Genomic DNA, 20538 nt, shown 5'->3' on the forward strand with positions numbered 1-20538 from the left:
TGCTCATACTACACTCTTAACATCTAAACCCGCATTCAGCATAGATATTAATTCGTGAACATGAATTAGAGCACACATTTTTTCTTTAACCATTCCGGCAAGCCACGGGCGTTTCCCCGCCTGCTCCCGCCAACGAACACTTTGCGCTGTCAGGGTTTCAGTTCCATGAAGGACACTGCACGCAAGCCCCCATTTACTGGTCCCTAACATCACGATGTAGCGATAATCTTCCTGATGATCATCAGAAGTTAACTTCTCTGGCATCACCCAGCGTGCGGTATCCACCACATCCAGTTGATGCTCGCGATTGGTCATCAGGCCTAAATACCATGGCGGCCGACCCAGCAAGTGATTGACCTGCGTGAGCTGATGAATGCCACCAAGTTCAGTCAGGGGCACAGCAAACGTCACCCCATTGACTTCAAAAAACAGCGCCTGGAACTCTGCCCCCAGCTCCTGCCGCGACTGCCAGATCTGCGGCGGCTCCCCATGGCCCGCCTGCGTTTCCAGTGCAACGTCAGTCTCAGGCTCCCCCTCAGCGACTGCTAAAGCTACAGCCACATCCGCTTCAGGGACAGGAGCGAGCGGTTCCTGTTCAAAACTCGGCATATTGGTTGCAGCCGCAACCACCTCGGATGCTGCTGCCTCTTCCCGAAGGACATCTTCCCAACTGACCTCAGGCTCCGGCTCGTATTCCTGGAGCACCGGCTCAGTCAGGGCTGCAGATTCAGTCTCGATGCGCGTTTCATGTTCCGGCTGGAGCTGACTAACCTGACTCAGCAACCGCTGGACCGTGTCCAGATCCGGTTTATCGGCAAACGTGACCGTTTCCGGAGCGGTATCCACTTGCGACCAATCCAGGGAAGCAGGCTGCATTTGCGGCTGTGGCGCCCAACCCGAGACATTTCCGGCCGGGGCCGACAAGTTCAGCGCTACCGACAACGACGGCGCCTCCGTCGACGACGCGGCATCCTCTGACACACTGTGGTCCAGCCGGTCAAAATCAAACGGCATAACCGGTGCCGAGTTCAGAGGTGCTTCTCCCGCCGTAGCGAATTTGGGGGGCATCTCGTCTGTTGACTGATGATCCGAAAGCAGCTCGTCTTCAGAGACGGTTTCTTCCGGCGCATGCGCGTCAACATCATCAGTTTCAAGTGCATCGGTTTCCAGTGCATCCGCTTCAGACGCTTGCGCCATGTCGACAGGCTCAGCGATTTCAGAAGCCGCGATGGCAGTGTCGGCACCTGCATCCGCGTTGTCGGCATTGTCATCATCCGTGCAAATCACATCCCCTTGTGGCGACTCGCATGTCAGCGAAGCCGAGCGTTCTTCCGGGGGCTGCACGGATGTCTCTTCAGACGCCGTGACAGGCAAGCCTGCGATTGCGACATCCGAACATTCCTCTGCCGGCTCCGCCAGCAGATCTGAAAAATAGTCATCCAGCGCCTGCTCACTGGATAGGGGCTGTTTATCGTTCATCTTGCTCCAACCGCTGTAAATAATTTAACAGGGTTTTATACGCAAACACCCCGCGACAACTGCGCGCATACAAGGACGGCGGCATATGCTTGATGCTGGCATCCCGGAACTTGGTATCAATCGGCACTGCCGAAGCCCAAACCTGTTCCGGAAACCGCACTTTCAGCTCCTGCAACGTTTGCAGCGAGGCGCGAGTCCGCTTGTCGTACATCGTCGGGACAATGGTCACCCGGAACGCTGAAGTGCGGGATTTCTGCATAATCTGCAGCGTCCGCATCATCCGCTCCAGGCCTTTCATTGCCAAAAATTCAGTCTGGACCGGAATCAGGATCCGATCGCTGGCAGCCAGGGCATTGACCATCATCACGCCCAGGATCGGCGGGCAGTCAATTAAGACATAGTCATAATCCTGTGCCAGACACTGCAGGGCTTTTTTCAGGATCAAGCCCATGCCTCCCCGGTTCCCCATGACCCGATCCAGGGTCGCCAGCGACATATGCGCCGGAATAATATCAATATTCTTAAACTGGGTTGGTAAAATCAGCGGCTTGACCGTATCCCGCGAAATCTCACGCAGTTGAAACAGGTCAAACAGGCTGGACGCAACCCGGTCGGCATCAAAATTCAGGTACGTCGTCAGCGAGGAGTGCGGATCGGTATCGACCAGCAACACGCGCTGATTTCGTTCACTCAACAGGCCGGCCAGGGTCACCGTTGTCGTGGTTTTCCCCACCCCACCTTTCTGGTTGGCAATGCTCCAAACGATCAAAACGTGCTCCCTAGGCCATTCCGATCTCAACCAGAATCCGTTCAGCTATCCGATCAAGCGGCAAGTCTTCACTGGAAATCCCGGCTTTGGCAACCGCCTGCGGCATCCCGTACACCACACAGCTTTCTTCATCCTGTGCCCAGATGGTCGAACCGTTGGTCTTGAGCATCCGCGCTCCTTCCCGGCCGTCCGCGCCCATCCCGGTCAGGACCATGGAGAGCACTTTGTCGTGATAAACTTTTGCTGCAGAGCCAAAGGTCACATCCACACAAGGCTTGTAGTTCATCCGATCACCCCCGTCGATAATCCGGATCCGGGCCGCACCCGGGCGCCCTTCCAGCATCATCTGTTGACCACCCGGTGCCAGATAGGCCATCCCCGGCTTGAGGGTGTCTCCGTCCGCCGCTTCCTTCACCCCGATCTTACACAGGTTGTTCAGGCGCGACGCAAACGCAGCGGTAAAGGTCGCCGGCATGTGCTGGATCAGCACAATCGGATACGGAAAGTTTGCCGGAAGTTGCGTCAGAATTTTTTGCAGGGCAACCGGTCCGCCGGTTGATGTACCAATCGCCATCAGCTGATATTTCTTCCCGGAAGCTTTAAACCGGACAGCCGGTTTCACGGGTCGCGCTGCCGGGCGAGCCGGCGCAGCGACCGATGTGGTCCCCGTACGTCCCGCCAGAGGTGATCTTACATCCCGCTCCAGCGCTGGTGCCGCGGTTGGGGTCACCGCCGGGCGGACCGGACGGCGCATGAACAGGCGTTTACGAGCCAGCTCCCCGACGCGTTTTTGCAACAGGCTCACCGCTTCATCCCGGTTACGGGCAATGTCTTCAAACTTTTTCGGCAAAAAGTCCAACGCACCGGCATCCAGCGCATCCAGGGTGGCTTTCGCACCTTCGTGGGTCAGCGAAGAGAACATCAAAATAGGCGTCGGCGTTCGCTGCATGATTTCACGCACCGCAGTAATGCCGTCCATCACCGGCATCTCAATGTCCATGGTAATGACATCCGGCTGAAGCTTACTCGTCAGCTCTACCGCTTCCTTACCATTCACAGCACTGCCAATCACCTCCAACCGGGGATCGGCATTTATGATCTCGCTGACACGGCGGCGGAAAAAGCTCGAATCATCCACCACCAATACTTTTACTGCCATGTCGTTTCTATCCCGTGATATATGAGTTACCCAGCCGAACAACAGGCTGAATCATTTTCTGCCCTGAACAAGGCGACTATTTCACGCCGGAAAATAATTCAACGCTAGTTACGGGTTAGGGGCTCGACGCCCCTAACTTTTTATTATGATTTGTTTGCCAAGGGGACTACGTTGCGCCTAGCGGCCAGCGTAGTGTTTGAGCAGATTCGGCACGTCGAGGATCAATGCGATATGACCATCGCTGGTAATCGTTGCTCCGGCCATACCCGGTGTCCCCTGCAGCAGCTCATCCAATGGCTTGATCACGACTTCTTCCTGACCAATCAGAGTATCGACCACGAACCCGATACGCTGGTGACCGATCTGAACAATGACCACATGGCCATGGTCCCGATCACGCTTGGGCAAGCCCATCGCAATCAGCCAGTCTTGCAGATAGAACAGCGGAATCGCTTTGTCGCGAACGATAATCGTGAGCTGGCCGTCAACCGTGTTGGTTTTGCGCAAATCCAGATGGAAGATCTCATTCACGCTCGCCAGCGGTAACGCAAACGGCTGGTCAGCAACCCCGACCATCAGGGTCGGCAGGATCGCCAGTGTCAGCGGTACTTTAATGTCAATCCGCGTCCCGCGGCCCATGGCCGAATCAATGCTGATCGAACCATTGAGCTGGCTGATCCCGGTTTTCACCACATCCATTCCGACGCCGCGGCCGGAGATATCCGAAATATCTTTCTTGGTCGAGAAGCCCGGTGCAAAAATCAGGTTGTAACATTCCGTATCGGTCAGACGGGAAGCCGCGTCGGTATCCATCAAACCACGCTCGACCGCAATCCCACGCAGTTTGTCCGGATCCATACCGCCCCCATCATCCTCGATGGTCAGCAGAATGTGGTCACCTTCCTGAGAAGCGCCCAGTAGCACGGTTCCGACTCGTGGCTTACCGGCTTTCTCGCGCACATCCGGCATTTCAATGCCGTGATCGACCGAGTTCCGCACCAAGTGAACCAGGGGATCGGCCAGCGCTTCAACCAGGTTTTTATCCAGGTCGGTCTCTTCACCGCGCAACTCCAGCACGATTTCTTTCTTCAGGTTGCGGGCCAAGTCACGAACGACCCGAGGGAAACGGCCAAACACTTTCTTGATCGGCTGCATCCGGGTTTTCATCACAGCGCCTTGTAGATCGGCCGTGACCACGTCCAGGTTCGAGACGGCTTTCGACATCTCTTCATCGTTGGTATTGAGGCCCAGGCTGACCAGACGGTTACGCACCAACACCAGTTCACCTACCATGTTCATGATGGTATCTAGGGTTGAGGTATCCACGCGTACAGTGGCTTCAGGTGCCGACTTGGCTTTATCCCGTGCAGCGGCTGCTTTCGGCTTCGCTGCCACAGCAGGCTTCGGTGCTTCTGAGACCGGTGCCGGTGCTGCCGCAACAGGCGCACTCGCCTGAACGGGTGCGGGTTGTGGTACCGGGGCGGACACAGGTGCCGGTTGGGCCGCGAGCATTTCTGAGACCGACTTGGTCGCCATCTCCAGCTCTTCCGCGCTCGGTCCTTTCCCGCTGCCGTGCAACTCATCCAACAGACGTTCAAACTCGTCGTCGGTCATTAAATCATCATCACCGTCAAAGGCGGCTGCACTGACCACCGGCGCAACTTGTGCCGGCTGAACTGCTGGTGATTCGGTAAACTCACTGTTCCCCGGGCCTTTTCCGGCACCGTGAAGCTCATCCAGCAGACGTTCAAATTCGTCATCGGTGATATCACCGGACTCTGGCGCTTCGACCGCCTGAGACTGGGGCGCAGCTTGCAGGGCAGGTTCGGTTTTGTTCACAGAAGGACCACAACCGCTGCCGTGCAGTTCATCCAGCAAGCGATCAAACTCATCCTGGGTGATTTCGTCGACCGAATTCCCGGCAATGGCTGTCGGCTCTGGTGCGCTCATCGGCTCCGGCGCAGGGGCCGCCACCGGTGCAGGCTCAACTTCAGGTGCCGGAGGCGGCGGTGGCGCAACCGGCTCGGCGGCTGCCGCCAGCTCATCGTCACCCGGCGGCTGACTGAAACGGTGCAGTGCGTCCAGCAAATGTTGCTCAGCCGGATCAACCGGTTCACGGTCCTGAACCTGGCTGAACATCGCATTGATGGTATCCAGGGCTTCCAGGATCACATCCATCAGTTCCGGTGTGACGCTGCGCTTGCCGGTGCGTAATAAATCGAATACGTTTTCCGCCCCGTGGCAGGCATCAACCAACGACGTCAGAGAGAGAAAACCGGCACCGCCTTTCACGGTGTGAAAGCCACGGAAAATCGCATTGAGCAAATCAGAGTCTTCCGGGCTGCGTTCCAGCTCGACTAACTGCTCAGATAACAGCTCAAGGATCTCCCCTGCTTCAATTAAAAAGTCTTGCAGGATGTCTTCGTCTAAATCAAAGCTCATATATTTCCCCTAAAATCCAAGACTAGACAGCAAGTCGTCAACATCATCCTGCGATGACATGACATCTTCACGATGTTCGCTATTGACGATTGGCCCCTCGGGAGAAAGCACGCAGATGGCCTTTTTCGCATCTGCCCTGTCTTCTTGTTCCATACCAAAGGCTTTAAGGATATCGACTAATTGATCTTCCACTTCGTGCACCAGCTCGATAACACGGCGTATGATTTGTCCGGTCAGATCCTGAAAGTCTTGAGCCATTAAAATTTCGGTCAGTTGACTGCGCAGCGCATTGTTGTCACTGTCGACCTGCTCCAGCAAACGATCGATCTCATGGCAGAGCGTCTTAAACTCGTTCAGCGCAATTTGCCCGCCCATCAACCGCTTCCACTGGGGATGGACCTGACTCAGGGTCTCGCTCATCCGGTTGGCCAATGGCTCGATATTGTCGATGGCATCCATCGTGGTGTTGGCCGCGGCTTCCGTCTTATCAATGACATAAGACAAACGGTCGCGGGCATCCGGGATTTCGTTTTTCGCAATATCGTTGATGCGGGGATCAAGGCGAAAGTTGGCCAGGGAGTCGTGCAGTTGACGGGTCAGCTTCCCCACTTCTGCATAGACAGGATCACGGCTGTCAGAAATCGCCGATTGCAGCAAGGTATTTGCTTCGTCCTGCTTGCCCTCTTCAAGCAAGCTGACAAGCTGTTTCGCCTGATCGAGTGATATCATTCTAATAATTACCCTATTCGCGCCTGACGAAAATGATTACTGCATCCGCTCGAAAATTTTATCTAATTTCTCTTTCAACGTTGCCGCGGTAAATGGCTTGACGATATAGCCGTTCACACCAGCCTGAGCCGCTTCGATAATTTGCTCACGCTTGGCTTCAGCGGTGATCATCAACACCGGCAAATGCTTCAGATCAGCATCCGCACGAATATGTTTGAGCAAATCAATGCCTTGCATACCCGGCATATTCCAGTCAGTTACGACGAAATCAAAGCCGCCTTTTTTCAGCATTGGTAGGGCAGTCAATCCATCATCCGCCTCCTGGGTATTGTTAAAGCCCAGATCACGTAGCAAATTTTTAACGATTCGGCGCATTGTCGAGAAGTCATCAACAATGAGGATTTTCATGTTTTTATTCAAAGTTGCCTCCACTGAGGTCACAGTGTTTTTATCTAGTGTTTATTAAGCCGTCCAAGATTTCAGCTTGGAACGTAAGCGTTGCATCGCCTGACTATGAATCTGGCAGACCCGGGACTCACTGACCCCGATCACCGCACCAATCTCTTTGAGATTGAGCTCCTCATCATAGTAAAGAGACAAGACCAGCGCCTCTCTTTCCGGCAGTGTCTTTATTGCTTCAGCCAGTGAATGACGGAAATTATCATCTACAACACCCTGAAAGGGAAGATTTTCTTCAACCGCGGCCTCAGTCGCGATAGCATCTTCGGACACACCCAAATCATCCATCCCCACTAGGCGACCACAATTAACATCATTTAAAGCCTGATGGTACTGTTCGAGTGTCATTTCGAGATGTTCGGCAATTTCCTGATCATTCGGATCTCGCCCAAGCTCTCCCTCAAGGAAAGAAATGGCTTCCGATATCCGGCGACTGTTTTTGTACACCGAACGCGGAACCCAATCACCACGGCGGATGTCGTCCAACATCGCCCCGCGAATCCGGATCCCGGCAAAGGTCTCAAAACTGGCACCTTTGGTGGGATCATAATTCTGCTGTGCTTCAAGCAGGCCGATCATACCTGCCTGAATTAAATCTTCTAGTAGAACGTTAGGCGGCAACCGCCCCATCAGGTGATGGGCTATGCGCTTTACTAAAGACGAATAACGTTCAATAAAGGCATGCGGACTTTCCTGGTAACGTCCGTATGTCAGTGCTTTATTCACCTAGAGAAACCTCATCGGGTGCAGGTTTGACCAAGAGCTTCTCCACGAAGAATTCCAAATGCCCGCCGGCACTGCTCGGCACCGGCCAGGTCAGCGCTTTGGATGCCAGTGAGCTCAATGCCAGGGCTGCCGGGCTGCGCGGGAAGGCCTCAACGACCACTTTCTGCCGCTTGACCGCCTGGCGAACCCGATCATCCAGCGGCACACAGGCCACCAACTCCAGGTTGGCATTCAGGAAACGCTCCGTGACCCGGGTCAGCTTGGCAAATAACTCGCGGCCTTCGCGGTAACTGCGCACCATATTGGCAACAATTTTAAAGCGCTGGACATCATATTCCCGGCTGAGGATCTTAATCAGGGCGTAGGCATCGGTGATGGACGTCGGCTCATCACACACCACCACCAGCACATCCTGGGCGGCACGGGCAAAGCTGAGTACCATGTCGGAGATCCCGGCTGCGGTATCCACCAGCAGGACATCCACTTCCTCTTCCAGGCTACTGAATGCCCGGATGAGTCCCATATGCTGCGCTGCCGTCAGTTCAGCCATATTCTGGGTGCCTGAAGCCGCCGGGATAATTTTCACCCCGTAAGGGCCTTCGACGATGATGTCCTGCAAGTCGCATTGGCCCGCCAGCACATGGGACAGGTTACGATGTGCGCGTAGACCCAGCATGACATCGACATTTGCCAATCCCAAATCGGCATCCAGCACCATGACACGCTTGCCTTCGCGAGCCATGCTCAGCGCAATATTCAGCGTCACGTTCGTCTTGCCGACCCCACCTTTGCCGCCCGTAACGGTAATGACTTTGGTGGACGTTAATTTTGTCATACGGCGCAAACCGCTCGCTTGATCGTACATTGCCTTCTCAATCATAAAAGTCCGCCGCCTGATTATCTGAACTATCACTACTCCAGAAATGAGATTGCTGGCTTAATTCTTGCTCTAGTAATTCATTGGCACGTGCTACCAGGTAATCCCCGGTAGCCACCTTAATATCTTCCGGTACCCGTTGGCCGTCGGCCAGGTAAGCAATCGGCAGTGCGTTCTGAATCGACACACAAATCACTTCCCCCAGACTGAGTGACTCATCCAACTTTGTCAGTACACAACCTGACAATGGGATCCGGCGGAAATGTTCAATCGTTTCGTTCAATACCCGGCGCTGCGCCGTCGACGGCAGCACCAGGAAGCTGCGGATCTGTGAGCCACTGTTTTGCATCAGGGTATCCAGTTGCTCCGACAGGCGGATATCCCGCTGCCCCATCCCTGCGGTATCGAGCAGCACCAGGCGTCGGTGTCTCAGCTGATGCAGTATATCGGCCAATTCTTCCGCATCTTTAGCAACCCGTACCGGGCAGCCCATAATCCGGCCATAAGTCGCCAGCTGTTCGTGGGCGCCGATCCGATAGGTATCGGTGGTCACCAGAGCAATCTGGTCCGGGCCGAAATCCATCGCCGCACGGGCGGCGAGCTTGGCAATCGTCGTGGTTTTCCCCACTCCGGTCGGTCCGAGCAGCGCAACGACCCCGCCGGTTTCCAAAATACAGTCATCGGTGGTGATGAGCTGGTCGGAAAGCAGATCGAGCAGCGCTGGCCAGGCTTCGTTCGCCGGCACATCTTCAGGAATATAACAGGCCAGCTGATCGGCCAGTTCCGGTGACAGACCCATTTTTTCCAGGCGCTTAATCATCATCGCCCGCATCGGCTCACGACGTTCAACTTCCTGCCACATCAGCCCGGACAGCTGATGCTCCAACAGACGGCGAATCGAGGCCATTTCGTTGCGCATTGATTCGATTTCATCGCCGGAATGCCCGCCGCGCGGTTCATAACGGCTGGGATCGAGACGATTGCCGTTGCGTGGATTGCCCGGCTTGGTTTCCGGCCCGTGCGCCTGCGGACGGCGGTAATCACCGATATCCAGCGCATGCTTGGGTGATTGCCCGGACAGGCGGCTTTCGTTGCCACCCCGTTGCTGTCGGCGCTCCGGGCGGGCTTCGGGATCATAGTGCCCCAGTCGGCGGTTCCCCTGCCTTGGGTTCGGTTGATCATAGCCCCCCTGGATTGAACGTCGCTCAGGACGTTCCAGCGGTTCATAACCGCGCTCCTGACCTGGTGAATTTTTTGCCTGACGTTTGAGCAGCGCAGATAAAGAATCGACTTCCGTCTCTGCCGGCTCCCGGCTACCGCCGGTATAATTTTGCAGCACATTGGCAAACCGGCTGGCAGCCGATTGCTTGAGCTGGACCTTATCATCAGCCAGCTTGCGCCGCGCCTGTCCCAGACGGTTCGACAGCGCTTCCCGCGTTGCCTGGGAAGCCTTCGGAGGTTCGCTGCCGGCGTCGGTATCAACCGCCGCGACAATTTCGACGCCGCCCGTCACTTTTTTATTCGACATGATCACTGCATCAGCACCGAGCTCTTCTTTTACTTCGCTCAATGCAGTGCGCATGTCTTTGGCAAAAAATCGCTTAATCTTCAATCTCGTCTTCCCGTTTCATCACGCTATTCCCGACGGTTCCGGCCGGCCAGCTTCCACCCGGTGGCGATTTAATTGCCCACAGCATGGACAATCCGGATCTGTTTTTCATCCGGCACTTCCTGGTATGACAGGACCCGCAGTGACGGGATGGTATTTTTGACAAACTTAGCGAGCGTGGACCGCAATACTCCGGAAGTCAGTAATACGGCAGGTTCCCCTTTGAGCTCTTGCTGCTGTGTTGCCTCGGTCAGGGAGCTTTGCAGACGCTCCGCCAGACCCGGCTCAATGCCGGACGATTCACCGCCAGCAGACTGCATTGTTCTATGCAATATTTGTTCCAATTCCGGCACCAAAGTAATCACCGGTAGCTCAGGCTCTATGCCATTGATTTCCTGACAGATTAGGCGTTTCAGGCCAATTCGGACCGCCGCCGTTAGGATGTCAGGATCTTGACTCTTCGAGGCGTACTCCGAGAGCGTCTGGACAATGGTCCGGATATCCCGGATCGGGATCCCTTCATGAAGCAGGTTCTGCAGCACTTTCACCACCACGCCAAGCGAGAGCTGATCCGGCACAAACGCTTCCACCAGCTTCGGCGCCGTCTGCCCGAGCATCTCGAGCAGGTTCTGAACTTCTTCATGGCCCAGCAGCTGCGAGGCATTATTGGTCAGGATCTGGCTCAAGTGCGTAGCCAGCACCGTCGCCGAGTCAACCACGGTATAGCCCAGCGCCTGGGCATGTTCACGCTGTGATTCCAGGATCCATACCGCCTCCAGGCCAAACGCCGGATCGGTCGTCGCTTCCCCGTCAATGGTACCGAACACCTGGCCCGGGTTAATTGCCAGCTCCATATTCGGGTGAATACTGGCCTCCCCGCACGCGACGCCCATCAGACTTAAGCGATAGGTATTCGGCGGCAGCTCCAGGTTATCGCGGATATGCACAGGCGGGATCAAAAAGCCAAAGTCCTGCGACAATTTCTTGCGCACTCCTTTCACCCGCTCAAGCAATTCCCCGCCCTGCTCTTTATCGACCATCGGGATCAAACGATACCCGACTTCCAGGCCAATCACGTCGACCGGCTGCACATCATCCCAGGACAGCTCCCGCTGGCTCGGCTGCGTTGCCAATTCTGTCGACGGCGCGTCGGCTTTGGCCGCCTCCGCTTCTTTTGCTTTCTTGATCCGCCAGTAGGCGATGCCACCAATCAGCGCTGCCAGTAACAGAAACGGTATATGAGGCATACCGGGGACAATCCCCATCACGAACAAAATTACCCCGGTGATGATTAACGCCTGAGGATTGTTGAACATCTGGAACATCATCTGCTGCCCCATATCCTCGTCAGTATTTTGACGCGTCACCATCATGGCGGCACCGATCGACAGCAGCAGTGACGGAATTTGCGCCACCAGGCCATCACCAATCGTCAGCAAACTATAGATTTCAATCGCTTCGCCAAAGCCCAGCCCGTGCTGGCCCATGCCAATCACCAGGCCGCCGATAATGTTAATTCCGAGGATCAGGATTCCGGCAATGGCATCCCCTTTGACAAATTTCGAGGCACCGTCCATCGACCCGTAGAAATCGGCTTCTTTGGTCACCTCAAAGCGGCGGGTTCTTGCCTGCTCCTGATCAATCAAGCCAGCATTCAAGTCCGCATCAATCGCCATTTGTTTACCCGGCAACGCATCCAGGGTAAAGCGGGCACTCACCTCGGAAATCCGCCCAGCACCTTTGGTCACCACCATAAAGTTGATAATCATCAGGATCAGGAAGACCACCAGACCCACGGCATAGTTGCCGCCAATCACTACCGAACCAAAGGCATCAATCACCTGACCGGCCGCATCCGGCCCTTCATGGCCGTAGAGCAAAACCACCCGGGTCGAAGCCACATTCAGCGCCAGACGTAACAAGGTGGCAATCAGCAACACGGTCGGGAACGCAGCAAAATCCAGCGGGCGACGGGTATAGACGGTTACCAGCAGCACCACCAGTGCCAACGCGATATTAAAGGAGAAAGCCATATCCAGCAGCAACGGCGGCATCGGCAGCACGACCATCGCCAGGGTCGCCAGAACCATGATCGGTGCACCCACGCCCGGCATGGACTGCAGGCGGGATACAGGCAATTTATCCGCAAAAGGTATCGAGAACTTCATTCGGTTTTATCGTCGTTGGTATGATTGGGTGGCCGCGGCTATAGTATCGCTTTCATTGCGAAACCGGAACCTTCCTAGCAAATCCCGTTCCCGGTTTTCAGCCATAATTTTGACAACCGTCCCGTCACCATTCGAAGTCGTTGCTGCTACACGGCGATGCGGCAACAAACTGCCTCAATAATGGTATTCCGGCGGCAGATTCATCGCATCTTTCGACAGCTTCGGCCGCTGTCCCCGTCCCTTGCGGTACTGCTTCAGCTGGAAAATATAGGCCAGCACCTGCGCTACCGCGGCGAACAACCCATCCGGGATTTGCTGCTCTAATTCCGTAGTGTGGTACAGGGCTCGGGCCAGAGGCGGGGCCGGTACAATATCCACATGATGCTTATTGGCGATTTCCCTGATCTTCAGGGCGATATGATCCGTGCCCTTGGCGACCACCACTGGGGCCGAGTCAACTTTCGGATCATAACGCAGCGCGACCGAGAAGTGCTCCGGGTTGGTGATCACCACATCGGCCTGCGGTACGTCCGCCATCATCCGACGCTGGGCCATCTCCCGCTGCAACATCCGGATCCGTCCTTTGACTTCCGGCTTGCCTTCCTGCTCCTTGAACTCATCCTTGATTTCCTGCTTGGTCATTTTCAACTGCTCATTGTGTTGCCAGATTTGATAAGGAATATCAATGGCAACCACCACCAGCAGTGAACAACAGATCAGGAGGATAAACCCTGACAGAATATCCAGGGCATGAAACAGATTCTGCGGATAAACCTCAATATTGAGCTGGAAGAAATCTTCAAGGTTCGATCGCATCAGAAAAAAGGCCACCCCGGCAACCAGGGCGACTTTCAAAATTGATTTGATCAGCTCCACTAGGCTCTGCTTGCCAATCATTCGCTTAAGACCGCTCATCGGGTTCATTTTCGACAGCTTCGGCCGTGCCGCTTCAGCGGAAAAACTGATCCCCCCCAGCCCGGCAGCCCCAATCACCGCAGCAGCAAACAAAAATGCCAGCACCAGCACCAGCGGTAATGTCACATGCCAGACCGAACCGGTGATCAGCGCAAACAGTTTGTTGAGGTCAAACACCTCTTCCCGGCTCAGGGTAAACATTTTCGCCATGACTTCGGCCAACCCCTTGCCCAGGGATTCACCGAACCACATCAGCCCCACAGCACCCGCCACCAGGACGGCTACAGAAGCAAGCTCTCTTGAGCGCGGTACTTGCCCCTTTTCCCGCGCCTGCTGAAGCCTTCGGGGCGTGGCTTCTTCGGTTCTTTCCTGACCGTCTGACTCTGCCATCAGCAATCCACCCGGATCAAACTACAGATTTGTGAGAAGCCCATATCCCAGTGGTACTCATATTGCGGCATGATGGAAGCCACCAGAAACCAGCAAATGACCAGTCCGAGTAACAGGGCAAACGAAAAACCGAGCGAGAAAATATTCAGCTGCGGCGCGGCCCGGGTCATCACGCCAAACGACAGGTTCACCGTCAGCAGCGCCACAATTCCCGCCAAGGCCATATTCAGCCCCGCCTTAAACATCAGGCCGAACCAACCAGCCAGCTGGTAATAATCGGCCGGTTGCAGCATCGACTCACCAATCGGCAAGGTTTTGAAACTGAGTACCACCATGTTCAGCATGGTCAGATGACCGTCGGTCACCAGAAACAGCATCACCGCCAGAAACATGAAAAACTGCCCCAGCACTGGCGTATTCTGGCCGTTGGCGGGGTCGACCATGGAAGCAAAGCCGAGGCTCGACTGCATCCCGAGGATCTGGCCAAGCAGCACGAAGGTTTGGGTAATAAACTGAGTGACCAGGCCCATGGCGATACCGATGATGACCTGCTGCGCGGTAACAATAAACCCGCCCACCGACAACAGCTCAATGGTTTCCGGGACTTTGGGTAACACCGGCATGACGGCGAAGGTCATGGTAACTGACAAATACAGCCGCACTTTCGCCGACACGAAGCGGGCACCGAAAAAGGTCATCACCATCATCATGGAGGAGATGCGTGTCAGCGGCCAAAAATAATTGGCAATCCAGTCCAGTAGCACGGCGGAGGGATACGTCATCACGCAATACTCATTTCAATTCGACAGCTGCTGCATTAATACAGTAGCTGCGGGATCTGCTCAATGATGCGATAAAAGTAATCCATCAGCATCTGCGTCATCATATGGCCGAAAAACATCAGGGCCAGCAGGGTAACGATCAAGCGCGGCAGAAAGCTCAGGGTTTGTTCGTTGATTGAGGTTGCGGCCTGAAACACCGCCACCACCAAACCGATCAGCAAGCCCGGCACCACAATCGCACTGACCATTACCAGCACCATGTACAGGGCGTCCTGGAAAATCTCGACAAAGGCTTCAGGATTCACGGCAACGCCTCCGATCAGGTGCCAAAACTGCCGGCCAGGGTCGACAGGATCAGGTTCCAGCCATCGACCAGGACAAACAGCATGAGTTTAAACGGCAGCGAGACAATCATCGGCGACAGCATCATCATCCCCATCGCCATCAGTACCGAGGCCACTACCAAGTCGATGATCAGAAACGGTAAAAACAGCATAAAACCAATCTGGAAGGCGGTTTTCAGCTCCGAGGTAATAAAGGCCGGGATCAGCACCGTCATCGGCACGTCCTGCGGGTCGGTCGCCGTCGAGCCCGACATGTTGACGAAACTCTCCAGGTCCTTGACCCGGGTTTGCTTGAGCATAAAGGCCCGCAGCGGCTTCTGCGCCGCCGTCAGGGCTTCCTGGGCGGTCATTTGCTCATTGATATAGGGCTGCAGTGCGGTGGTGTTGATTTGGTCCAGCACCGGAGACATCACGAAGAAAGTCATAAACATCGCGATGCCGATAATCACTTGGTTGGACGGTGTCTGCTGCAGACCCATCGCCTGACGCAGGATCGACATCACCACCACAATCCGGGTAAAAGAAGTCATCAGGATCACGATGGCCGGCAGGAAGCCCAGCGCGGTCATCAGCGCCAGGATCTGCAAAGTCACGGAGTAATCTTCACTGCCGTCCGGGTTGACCGTCACCGACAGCGCCGGGATCCCGCCGCCCTTTCCGGTTGCAACCAGCCGGGTTGCCCCGGCTTCACTTTGCATTTCGCTGACCGTCACGCTGTTGCCGGCCGTCTCTGCGAAGGCCGGTATGGCCAGCAGCAGCGTCATCGCCATCAGCACGGCGGCGAGCAGACTATTTTTTATCATGCTTTCTTAATAAGTTCGTTAAATGACTGGCAAATTCACCACCACCGGTGACTTCATCGGTGGACAGGGGCTGATCCACCTTGCTGATCAGCGAAATATTCTGTTGAGTGATCCCCACCAGCATCTGCTCCTCGCCGACTTGCAACAACACAATCCGCTCGCGCTGGCCGACCGGCAACTGGCGGAGGATCTTCAGGGCCCCGTCTCCCCCCTGGATCCCCGGCAGCTTCATCCGTTTGAGCAGCCAGGCCAGAAACAGGATCACCATCACCACCAGCATCAACGCTGCCAGTGTGGTCGCAATGTTCATATCCGTCGGTGGTGCGGCACTGGCCGGGACACTCATCACCAGCCCCAGCGCGCCCAACACCCATTTGTCATGGTGCAACTTCAGCATATCTCAACCTAACGCAATTTCTTAATTCGTTCAGTCTGGCTGATCACATCGGTCAGGCGGATACCAAACTTATCATTCACCACCACCACTTCCCCGTGGGCAATCAGGGTGCCGTTGACCATCACATCCAGAGATTCCCCGGCAATCCGGTCCAGTTCAACCACGGAGCCCTGGTTCAGTTGCAACAAGTTCCGAATACTGATTTGGGAGCGGCCCACTTCCATCGAGATGGTGACCGGGATATCCAAAATGGTGTCGAGCTTACGACGTTCGTCATCCGTAATCGGCTTACTTTCATCCGTCAGCTCTTCCAGCGGCGCGGGTTGAACCCCTTCGTCACTGGCTTGCTCGGCCAGCGCTGCTGCCCAGTCGTCCGCAATTTGTTGATCATCTTGAGACATCACTTACACCTGTTAATCATCGTCATTTACATCGGCATGGAATAGCGCCTCGCCGATCGCATCATGTTCAAGGAACGCCAGATCGGTTTTCACCATTGCTGGCCGTTTAAGCTTCTCGGTGATCTTCAACGCCACGTTATCACCGGATTTCCCCATTTTGGCCCGGTAAGTCGGCAAATCTTCGACAAACACCGTCGCCGCCTCCGGCATATCAATCGGGATCACATCGCCCGGTTGCAGCTCCATTAAGTCCCGTAGGGAGAGCTGGACATCCAGTAACTTGGCCCGCAGATTCACCGGTACATCCATGATCTCGTCGCGCAGCGCTTTGCTCCAGCGTACGTCGGTATCCATTTTGTCACTCTGGACACCGGCGTCGAGCAGTTCACGAATCGGCTCAACCATGGAATACGGCATCACGACATGGAAGTCGCCGCCGCCGCCATCAATTTCAATATGGAACGAGCTGACCACAATAACCTCAGTCGGGCTGACGATATTGGCCATGGTCGGGTTCACTTCCGAGTCCAGGTATTCGAACTCTACCCCCATCACCGGGGACCAGGCCTCGCGGTAATCTTCAAACACCAGCTTGAGCAGCATCTGGACAATCCGACGCTCGGTCGGGGTAAATTCCCGCCCCTCTATCTTGGCGTGAAAGCGGCCGTCACCACCGAAAAAGTTTTCGACCAGAATAAAGACCAGCCGCGCTTCCATGGTGATCAGCGCGGTACCTTTCAGTGGCCGAAAACGCACCATGTTCAAGCTGGTCGGGACATAGAGCGTATTCTGGTATTCACCAAACTTGATCATCTGGACGCCGTTGATCGACACTTCCGCCGTTTTGCGCAGCATGTTAAACAGGCTGATCCGCATATGACGGGCAAAACGCTCGTTGATCAACTCCAGGGTGGGCATCCGCCCACGGACAATCCGGTCTTGCGATGAAAAGTCAAACTGGACCACACCAGCTTCGTTTTGACCGCCACTGTCATCATCGTCTACGTCATCGACCCCGTGAAGCAGGGCATCAATTTCGTCTTGGGTTAATAAGTCACTCACATTAAACCTATTGCATTACAAAGCCAGTAAACAATACGCGTTCGACAACTTTCTGGCCGGACACCTTGACCATGGCATCCTGCACCGACGCCAACGCCTGTTGGCGCAGATCTGCCCGGCCGGTCGGAGTCCGCAATTGCTCAACGGTCGCAGCCCCAAATGTTTGCAGCAGCGTGCTTTCGATCAGCGGAATATGCTGATTCGCCTGGGATTCATTGTCGTCCCCGCGCACCATCAGCTGAACTTTCACCTGGACCAGACGATCCCGCTTGTCCCCGGTGACGTTGAAAATAAACGGCTGCGGCAAAATCACATAGTATGCCGGTCCCACCTGCGCAGGTTGCTGGACCTGCGGCAACGCTTCCGCCGTCTCGGCCTCAGGCTCCTCATCCCCCGTCAGGAAAAACCATGCACCGGCACCGCCGCCCAGGAGCAGCACCACCAATGCGATGATGATGATCAGCTTTTTCTTCCCGCCGCCGTTTTCTGCGCCATCTGCCATATTTCTGATTACCCTTTGTTGTTCAAGCCGCATTACTGCGGGGTGTGGTTATTATGCGTAATAATCAACGCGGTCAGTCGGCTGACTCACGTACATTTCTAATGCGTCACTGTCGGCCTGCTGAGACTGACTGCCCGCGTGACCGGACTGGCCACCGCCACCCTGCCCATCTCCGGACTGACCGCTGGTCGCCTGTTGCTGTTGACCGGATTGACCGGCAAACTGCTGGCGGCTGCTGTCTTGCTGGACACTACTTTGCGCCAGTTGCAGCCCCTGCTGGTTCATCAGTTCGCGCAGCCTTGGCATCGCCTGCTCCACCAAGTCACGCGTTTGCGCGTTGCTGACATGGAACTGCACGCTGGCCTGATCCTGATTCAACGACAATTTAATTTGTAAACGCCCCAATTCCGGTGGGTCCAGGCGGATATCCACGTGCTTGAGGTTTTTCGAGGCCATCACCTGAACCCGCTCAGCCAGTTGTTCTCCGGCTTGCTCTTTACTAAGCATTAAAGGCGCTTGTACAACCTCGGGCCGTAATGGTGACGGCGGCATGGCTTGCGTTTGATTCACCGAGCTGATCCCCTGTGCCGCTTCAGGGCCGCGCCCTTCAGCACCTTCCGCCCCGTGCGACATCGCACCATGGGCTAAGGCCGTCGGCAGCGCTTCGGTGATCCCCTGCGCGATCATCGCCTGAGTCTCTTCACCTGTTGCACCGTCCCCGGAAGCACTCATCAGCCCCGGTAATAAGCCGCCAGCCTGCAAAGTCATGGACGCCCCGCTCCCGGAAATACCAGTCCCCAAGGTGCCCGAACCCAAGGCGCTCGTTCCCAAAGAGCCGGATACCGCCTCGGCCACAGCCTGGGGCGTTCCCGGTGCGCCCTGAGCCGCTCGGAGTTGCGCTTCTGCCGATTCAGCACCGGCAGCCGCTTTGACTTTCTGCGCCACAGCTTCTAACCACGCCGCTTGCTGGCGGGAAAGCATTTGCGCATTTGTGCCACCAGATTCAGAAAATTCAGCCTCAGCGACCATCGCCGCCGGAGTGCCTGGCGCCTTGACGCCTTCGGCGCTCAACTGCGCCATGGCCGCCAGTTGGCTCGGATCCCGCTTTGATGGATCGAGATCTGACGAATCCTGCGCTTGTGGTGTTGCCTCGGCAACCGCTTGTTTATCGACCATCACGCCTTGAAGCAGCGCCTCATGAGCACTCTCCGCGTTCCCTGACGCATTCAGCTCAGCCGTGAGTGCTGCAGTTTCAGCCGCCTCAGCCTCGGTCAGAGATTGCGCCAACGGTGCCCCGGACACGCCAGCGGCAGCCGAGAGCGGCAATTCTTTGCCATTGACCGACTCGGTCTGAAGTGCAGCCGATGACGCTGCTTGCGTCGCCGGAGACGCCAGCTGTTTTTCCGCAGCGGCCAACCGACTCAGCAACGCTTCGCCGTCGTCCATTATCTGTCGCTTCTGGCTGGGATCAAGTCCCTTATCGCCATTATTCTGACGATGAACCGGTTCGCCCGGCTCACCCGCATCCGTTTGGACCGGCAACGAAGCACCAAGCGCGACGGCATCCCCCTGCTCCACCGCTGCGTTCAGGTGTCGCTCTTCCGGGTCCGTTTGCCTGGATGTCGATGATTCCGCAATGACTTCGCCCGATACTGCCAAATCTGGCGTTGTCTGCTTGGTCTCTGCCGTGCCAGAGACCGCCTCACGGCCTTCTGCCGCTTTCAAGGCTGTCTGGCGCTGGCGATCACGCGGATTCGCCACCGACTCAAACGTCTCTGCAAATTTCCCTTTTTCATTGGAATCAACATCTTGCTTTAGTTCAGCCCCATTCGGGCTGGCTTTACCGCCGCTCGTTTGGGCGGCAGGCGGTGTTGGCTCGGCAGAAAATATGCGAGATGAAAACATAGCAATGCTCGTCTGGGTATAATCTTCAAGGGTTATACAGAAATCATGCAAGAAGTGAACCATAAAGATGAGAGAGGCGACCGGCTGAACAAGATAGCAACAGTTCCGGTCGATTACGGTTTTCTCCGGTCGATCATGGTTTTCGGCTCGTGAGAAAGGTTTCAGGGCAACTAACGGGACAGCTTCCGGGCAAACTGCAAGGTCGCGAATTCATCCATCAGCTTTTGCTCCTGTTTATCCCGGAGCCGCTGCTGCTCTGCCTGTTTTTTTTCCAGCAACCATTCCACCGAGCGACGCTTTTTACGCATCTCGTGCCAATGGGTACTGCACTGTTCAACCTGACTTTCGAATTGTGCCCCGGCGGCTTTCTGCTTCAACAGCGTTTCATCGAGCTGGTTGAGAAATTTCTGCAAGTGGCCAAAACTGCTGGCCGTGAGCCCGTTCTGCCCCCGAGCCGTCAGTTGCTTACTGTAATCAAACCGGTACTGCTCGATCTGCTGCAGCTGCTGGTAATAGCTATCCAGCTCCAGACGCGCCTGATTGAGCGCCAGGGATGCCTGGTGCTCATCTTCTTTGGTTTTCTCCAGAATCAACGTCAGTGCCGTGTCCGCCATGTCAGC

Annotated in this window: 20 protein-coding genes; all 20 read right to left on the reverse strand. The window is 55.6% G+C overall.

Going from position 1 to position 20538, the window contains the following annotated elements; genetic code table 11:
* Window positions 1–3: 3 nt before the first annotated feature.
* Entirely contained in the window at window positions 4–1479 is a 1476-nt protein-coding gene (locus VV869_RS09245; RefSeq protein WP_337734671.1) for a chemotaxis protein CheW, read from the reverse strand.
* Window positions 1469–2248 (reverse strand): ParA family protein, encoded by a 780-nt coding sequence (locus VV869_RS09250; protein WP_337734672.1) that lies wholly within the window; start codon window positions 2246–2248, stop codon window positions 1469–1471. The genes VV869_RS09245 and VV869_RS09250 overlap by 11 nt, the downstream gene beginning before the upstream one ends.
* A 10-nt stretch (window positions 2249–2258) precedes the next feature.
* The gene (locus VV869_RS09255) at window positions 2259–3407 is read right to left on the reverse strand and encodes a protein-glutamate methylesterase/protein-glutamine glutaminase (protein WP_337734673.1); all 1149 of its coding nucleotides are present in this window, start codon (window positions 3405–3407) and stop codon (window positions 2259–2261) included.
* Window positions 3408–3584: 177 nt separating this feature from the next.
* Window positions 3585–5849, reverse strand: a complete 2265-nt coding sequence (locus VV869_RS09260) for a chemotaxis protein CheA (protein WP_337734674.1) — start codon at window positions 5847–5849, stop codon at window positions 3585–3587.
* 9 nt (window positions 5850–5858) lie between these two features.
* The gene (locus VV869_RS09265; RefSeq protein WP_337734675.1) at window positions 5859–6578 is read right to left on the reverse strand and encodes a protein phosphatase CheZ; all 720 of its coding nucleotides are present in this window, start codon (window positions 6576–6578) and stop codon (window positions 5859–5861) included.
* 36 nt (window positions 6579–6614) lie between these two features.
* Window positions 6615–6986, reverse strand: coding sequence for a chemotaxis response regulator CheY (gene cheY / locus VV869_RS09270; protein ID WP_036827714.1), 372 nt, complete (start codon window positions 6984–6986; stop codon window positions 6615–6617).
* A gap of 54 nt (window positions 6987–7040) precedes the next feature.
* Complete coding sequence (locus tag VV869_RS09275; RefSeq protein ID WP_337734676.1) at window positions 7041–7763, reverse strand: RNA polymerase sigma factor FliA; 723 nt, start codon at window positions 7761–7763, stop codon at window positions 7041–7043.
* Entirely contained in the window at window positions 7756–8643 is an 888-nt protein-coding gene (locus VV869_RS09280; protein WP_337734677.1) for a MinD/ParA family protein, read from the reverse strand. The genes VV869_RS09275 and VV869_RS09280 overlap by 8 nt, the downstream gene beginning before the upstream one ends.
* Window positions 8636–10252, reverse strand: coding sequence for a flagellar biosynthesis protein FlhF (gene flhF / locus VV869_RS09285; protein ID WP_337734678.1), 1617 nt, complete (start codon window positions 10250–10252; stop codon window positions 8636–8638). The genes VV869_RS09280 and flhF overlap by 8 nt, the downstream gene beginning before the upstream one ends.
* Before the next feature lie 68 nt (window positions 10253–10320).
* Window positions 10321–12417, reverse strand: a complete 2097-nt coding sequence (gene flhA / locus VV869_RS09290; protein WP_337734679.1) for a flagellar biosynthesis protein FlhA — start codon at window positions 12415–12417, stop codon at window positions 10321–10323.
* A gap of 174 nt (window positions 12418–12591) precedes the next feature.
* A complete protein-coding gene (gene flhB / locus VV869_RS09295) occupies window positions 12592–13722 on the reverse strand; it encodes a flagellar biosynthesis protein FlhB (protein ID WP_337734680.1) in 1131 nt (376 codons plus the stop codon).
* The gene (gene fliR / locus VV869_RS09300) at window positions 13722–14504 is read right to left on the reverse strand and encodes a flagellar biosynthetic protein FliR (RefSeq protein ID WP_337734681.1); all 783 of its coding nucleotides are present in this window, start codon (window positions 14502–14504) and stop codon (window positions 13722–13724) included. Before fliR ends, flhB begins: the two co-directional genes overlap by 1 nt.
* Window positions 14505–14539: 35 nt before the next feature.
* Window positions 14540–14809 carry a flagellar biosynthesis protein FliQ gene (gene fliQ, locus VV869_RS09305; protein WP_255388230.1) on the reverse strand — a complete coding sequence of 90 codons (270 nt, stop codon included), beginning with the start codon at window positions 14807–14809 and terminating at the stop codon, window positions 14540–14542.
* A gap of 14 nt (window positions 14810–14823) precedes the next feature.
* Window positions 14824–15618: a flagellar type III secretion system pore protein FliP gene (gene fliP / locus VV869_RS09310; protein ID WP_337734814.1), complete on the reverse strand. Its 795-nt coding sequence runs from the start codon at window positions 15616–15618 to the stop codon at window positions 14824–14826.
* A gap of 19 nt (window positions 15619–15637) precedes the next feature.
* The gene (gene fliO / locus VV869_RS09315) at window positions 15638–16048 is read right to left on the reverse strand and encodes a flagellar biosynthetic protein FliO (protein WP_337734682.1); all 411 of its coding nucleotides are present in this window, start codon (window positions 16046–16048) and stop codon (window positions 15638–15640) included.
* 8 nt (window positions 16049–16056) lie between these two features.
* Entirely contained in the window at window positions 16057–16449 is a 393-nt protein-coding gene (fliN, locus tag VV869_RS09320) for a flagellar motor switch protein FliN (RefSeq protein ID WP_443147302.1), read from the reverse strand.
* A 12-nt stretch (window positions 16450–16461) separates the two neighbouring features.
* Window positions 16462–17511: a flagellar motor switch protein FliM gene (gene fliM, locus VV869_RS09325; protein ID WP_337734684.1), complete on the reverse strand. Its 1050-nt coding sequence runs from the start codon at window positions 17509–17511 to the stop codon at window positions 16462–16464.
* Window positions 17512–17518: 7 nt separating this feature from the next.
* Window positions 17519–18013 (reverse strand): flagellar basal body-associated protein FliL, encoded by a 495-nt coding sequence (gene fliL / locus VV869_RS09330; protein WP_337734685.1) that lies wholly within the window; start codon window positions 18011–18013, stop codon window positions 17519–17521.
* Between the two features lie 51 nt (window positions 18014–18064).
* Window positions 18065–19918, reverse strand: coding sequence for a flagellar hook-length control protein FliK (locus tag VV869_RS09335; RefSeq protein WP_337734686.1), 1854 nt, complete (start codon window positions 19916–19918; stop codon window positions 18065–18067).
* A 170-nt stretch (window positions 19919–20088) separates the two neighbouring features.
* Window positions 20089–20532: a flagellar export protein FliJ gene (fliJ, locus tag VV869_RS09340; protein ID WP_337734687.1), complete on the reverse strand. Its 444-nt coding sequence runs from the start codon at window positions 20530–20532 to the stop codon at window positions 20089–20091.
* Window positions 20533–20538: the final 6 nt, after the last annotated feature.

Origin of the sequence: Photobacterium sp. MCCC 1A19761 (assembly GCF_037389125.1) — a bacterium.
Lineage (GTDB): Bacteria > Pseudomonadota > Gammaproteobacteria > Enterobacterales > Vibrionaceae > Photobacterium.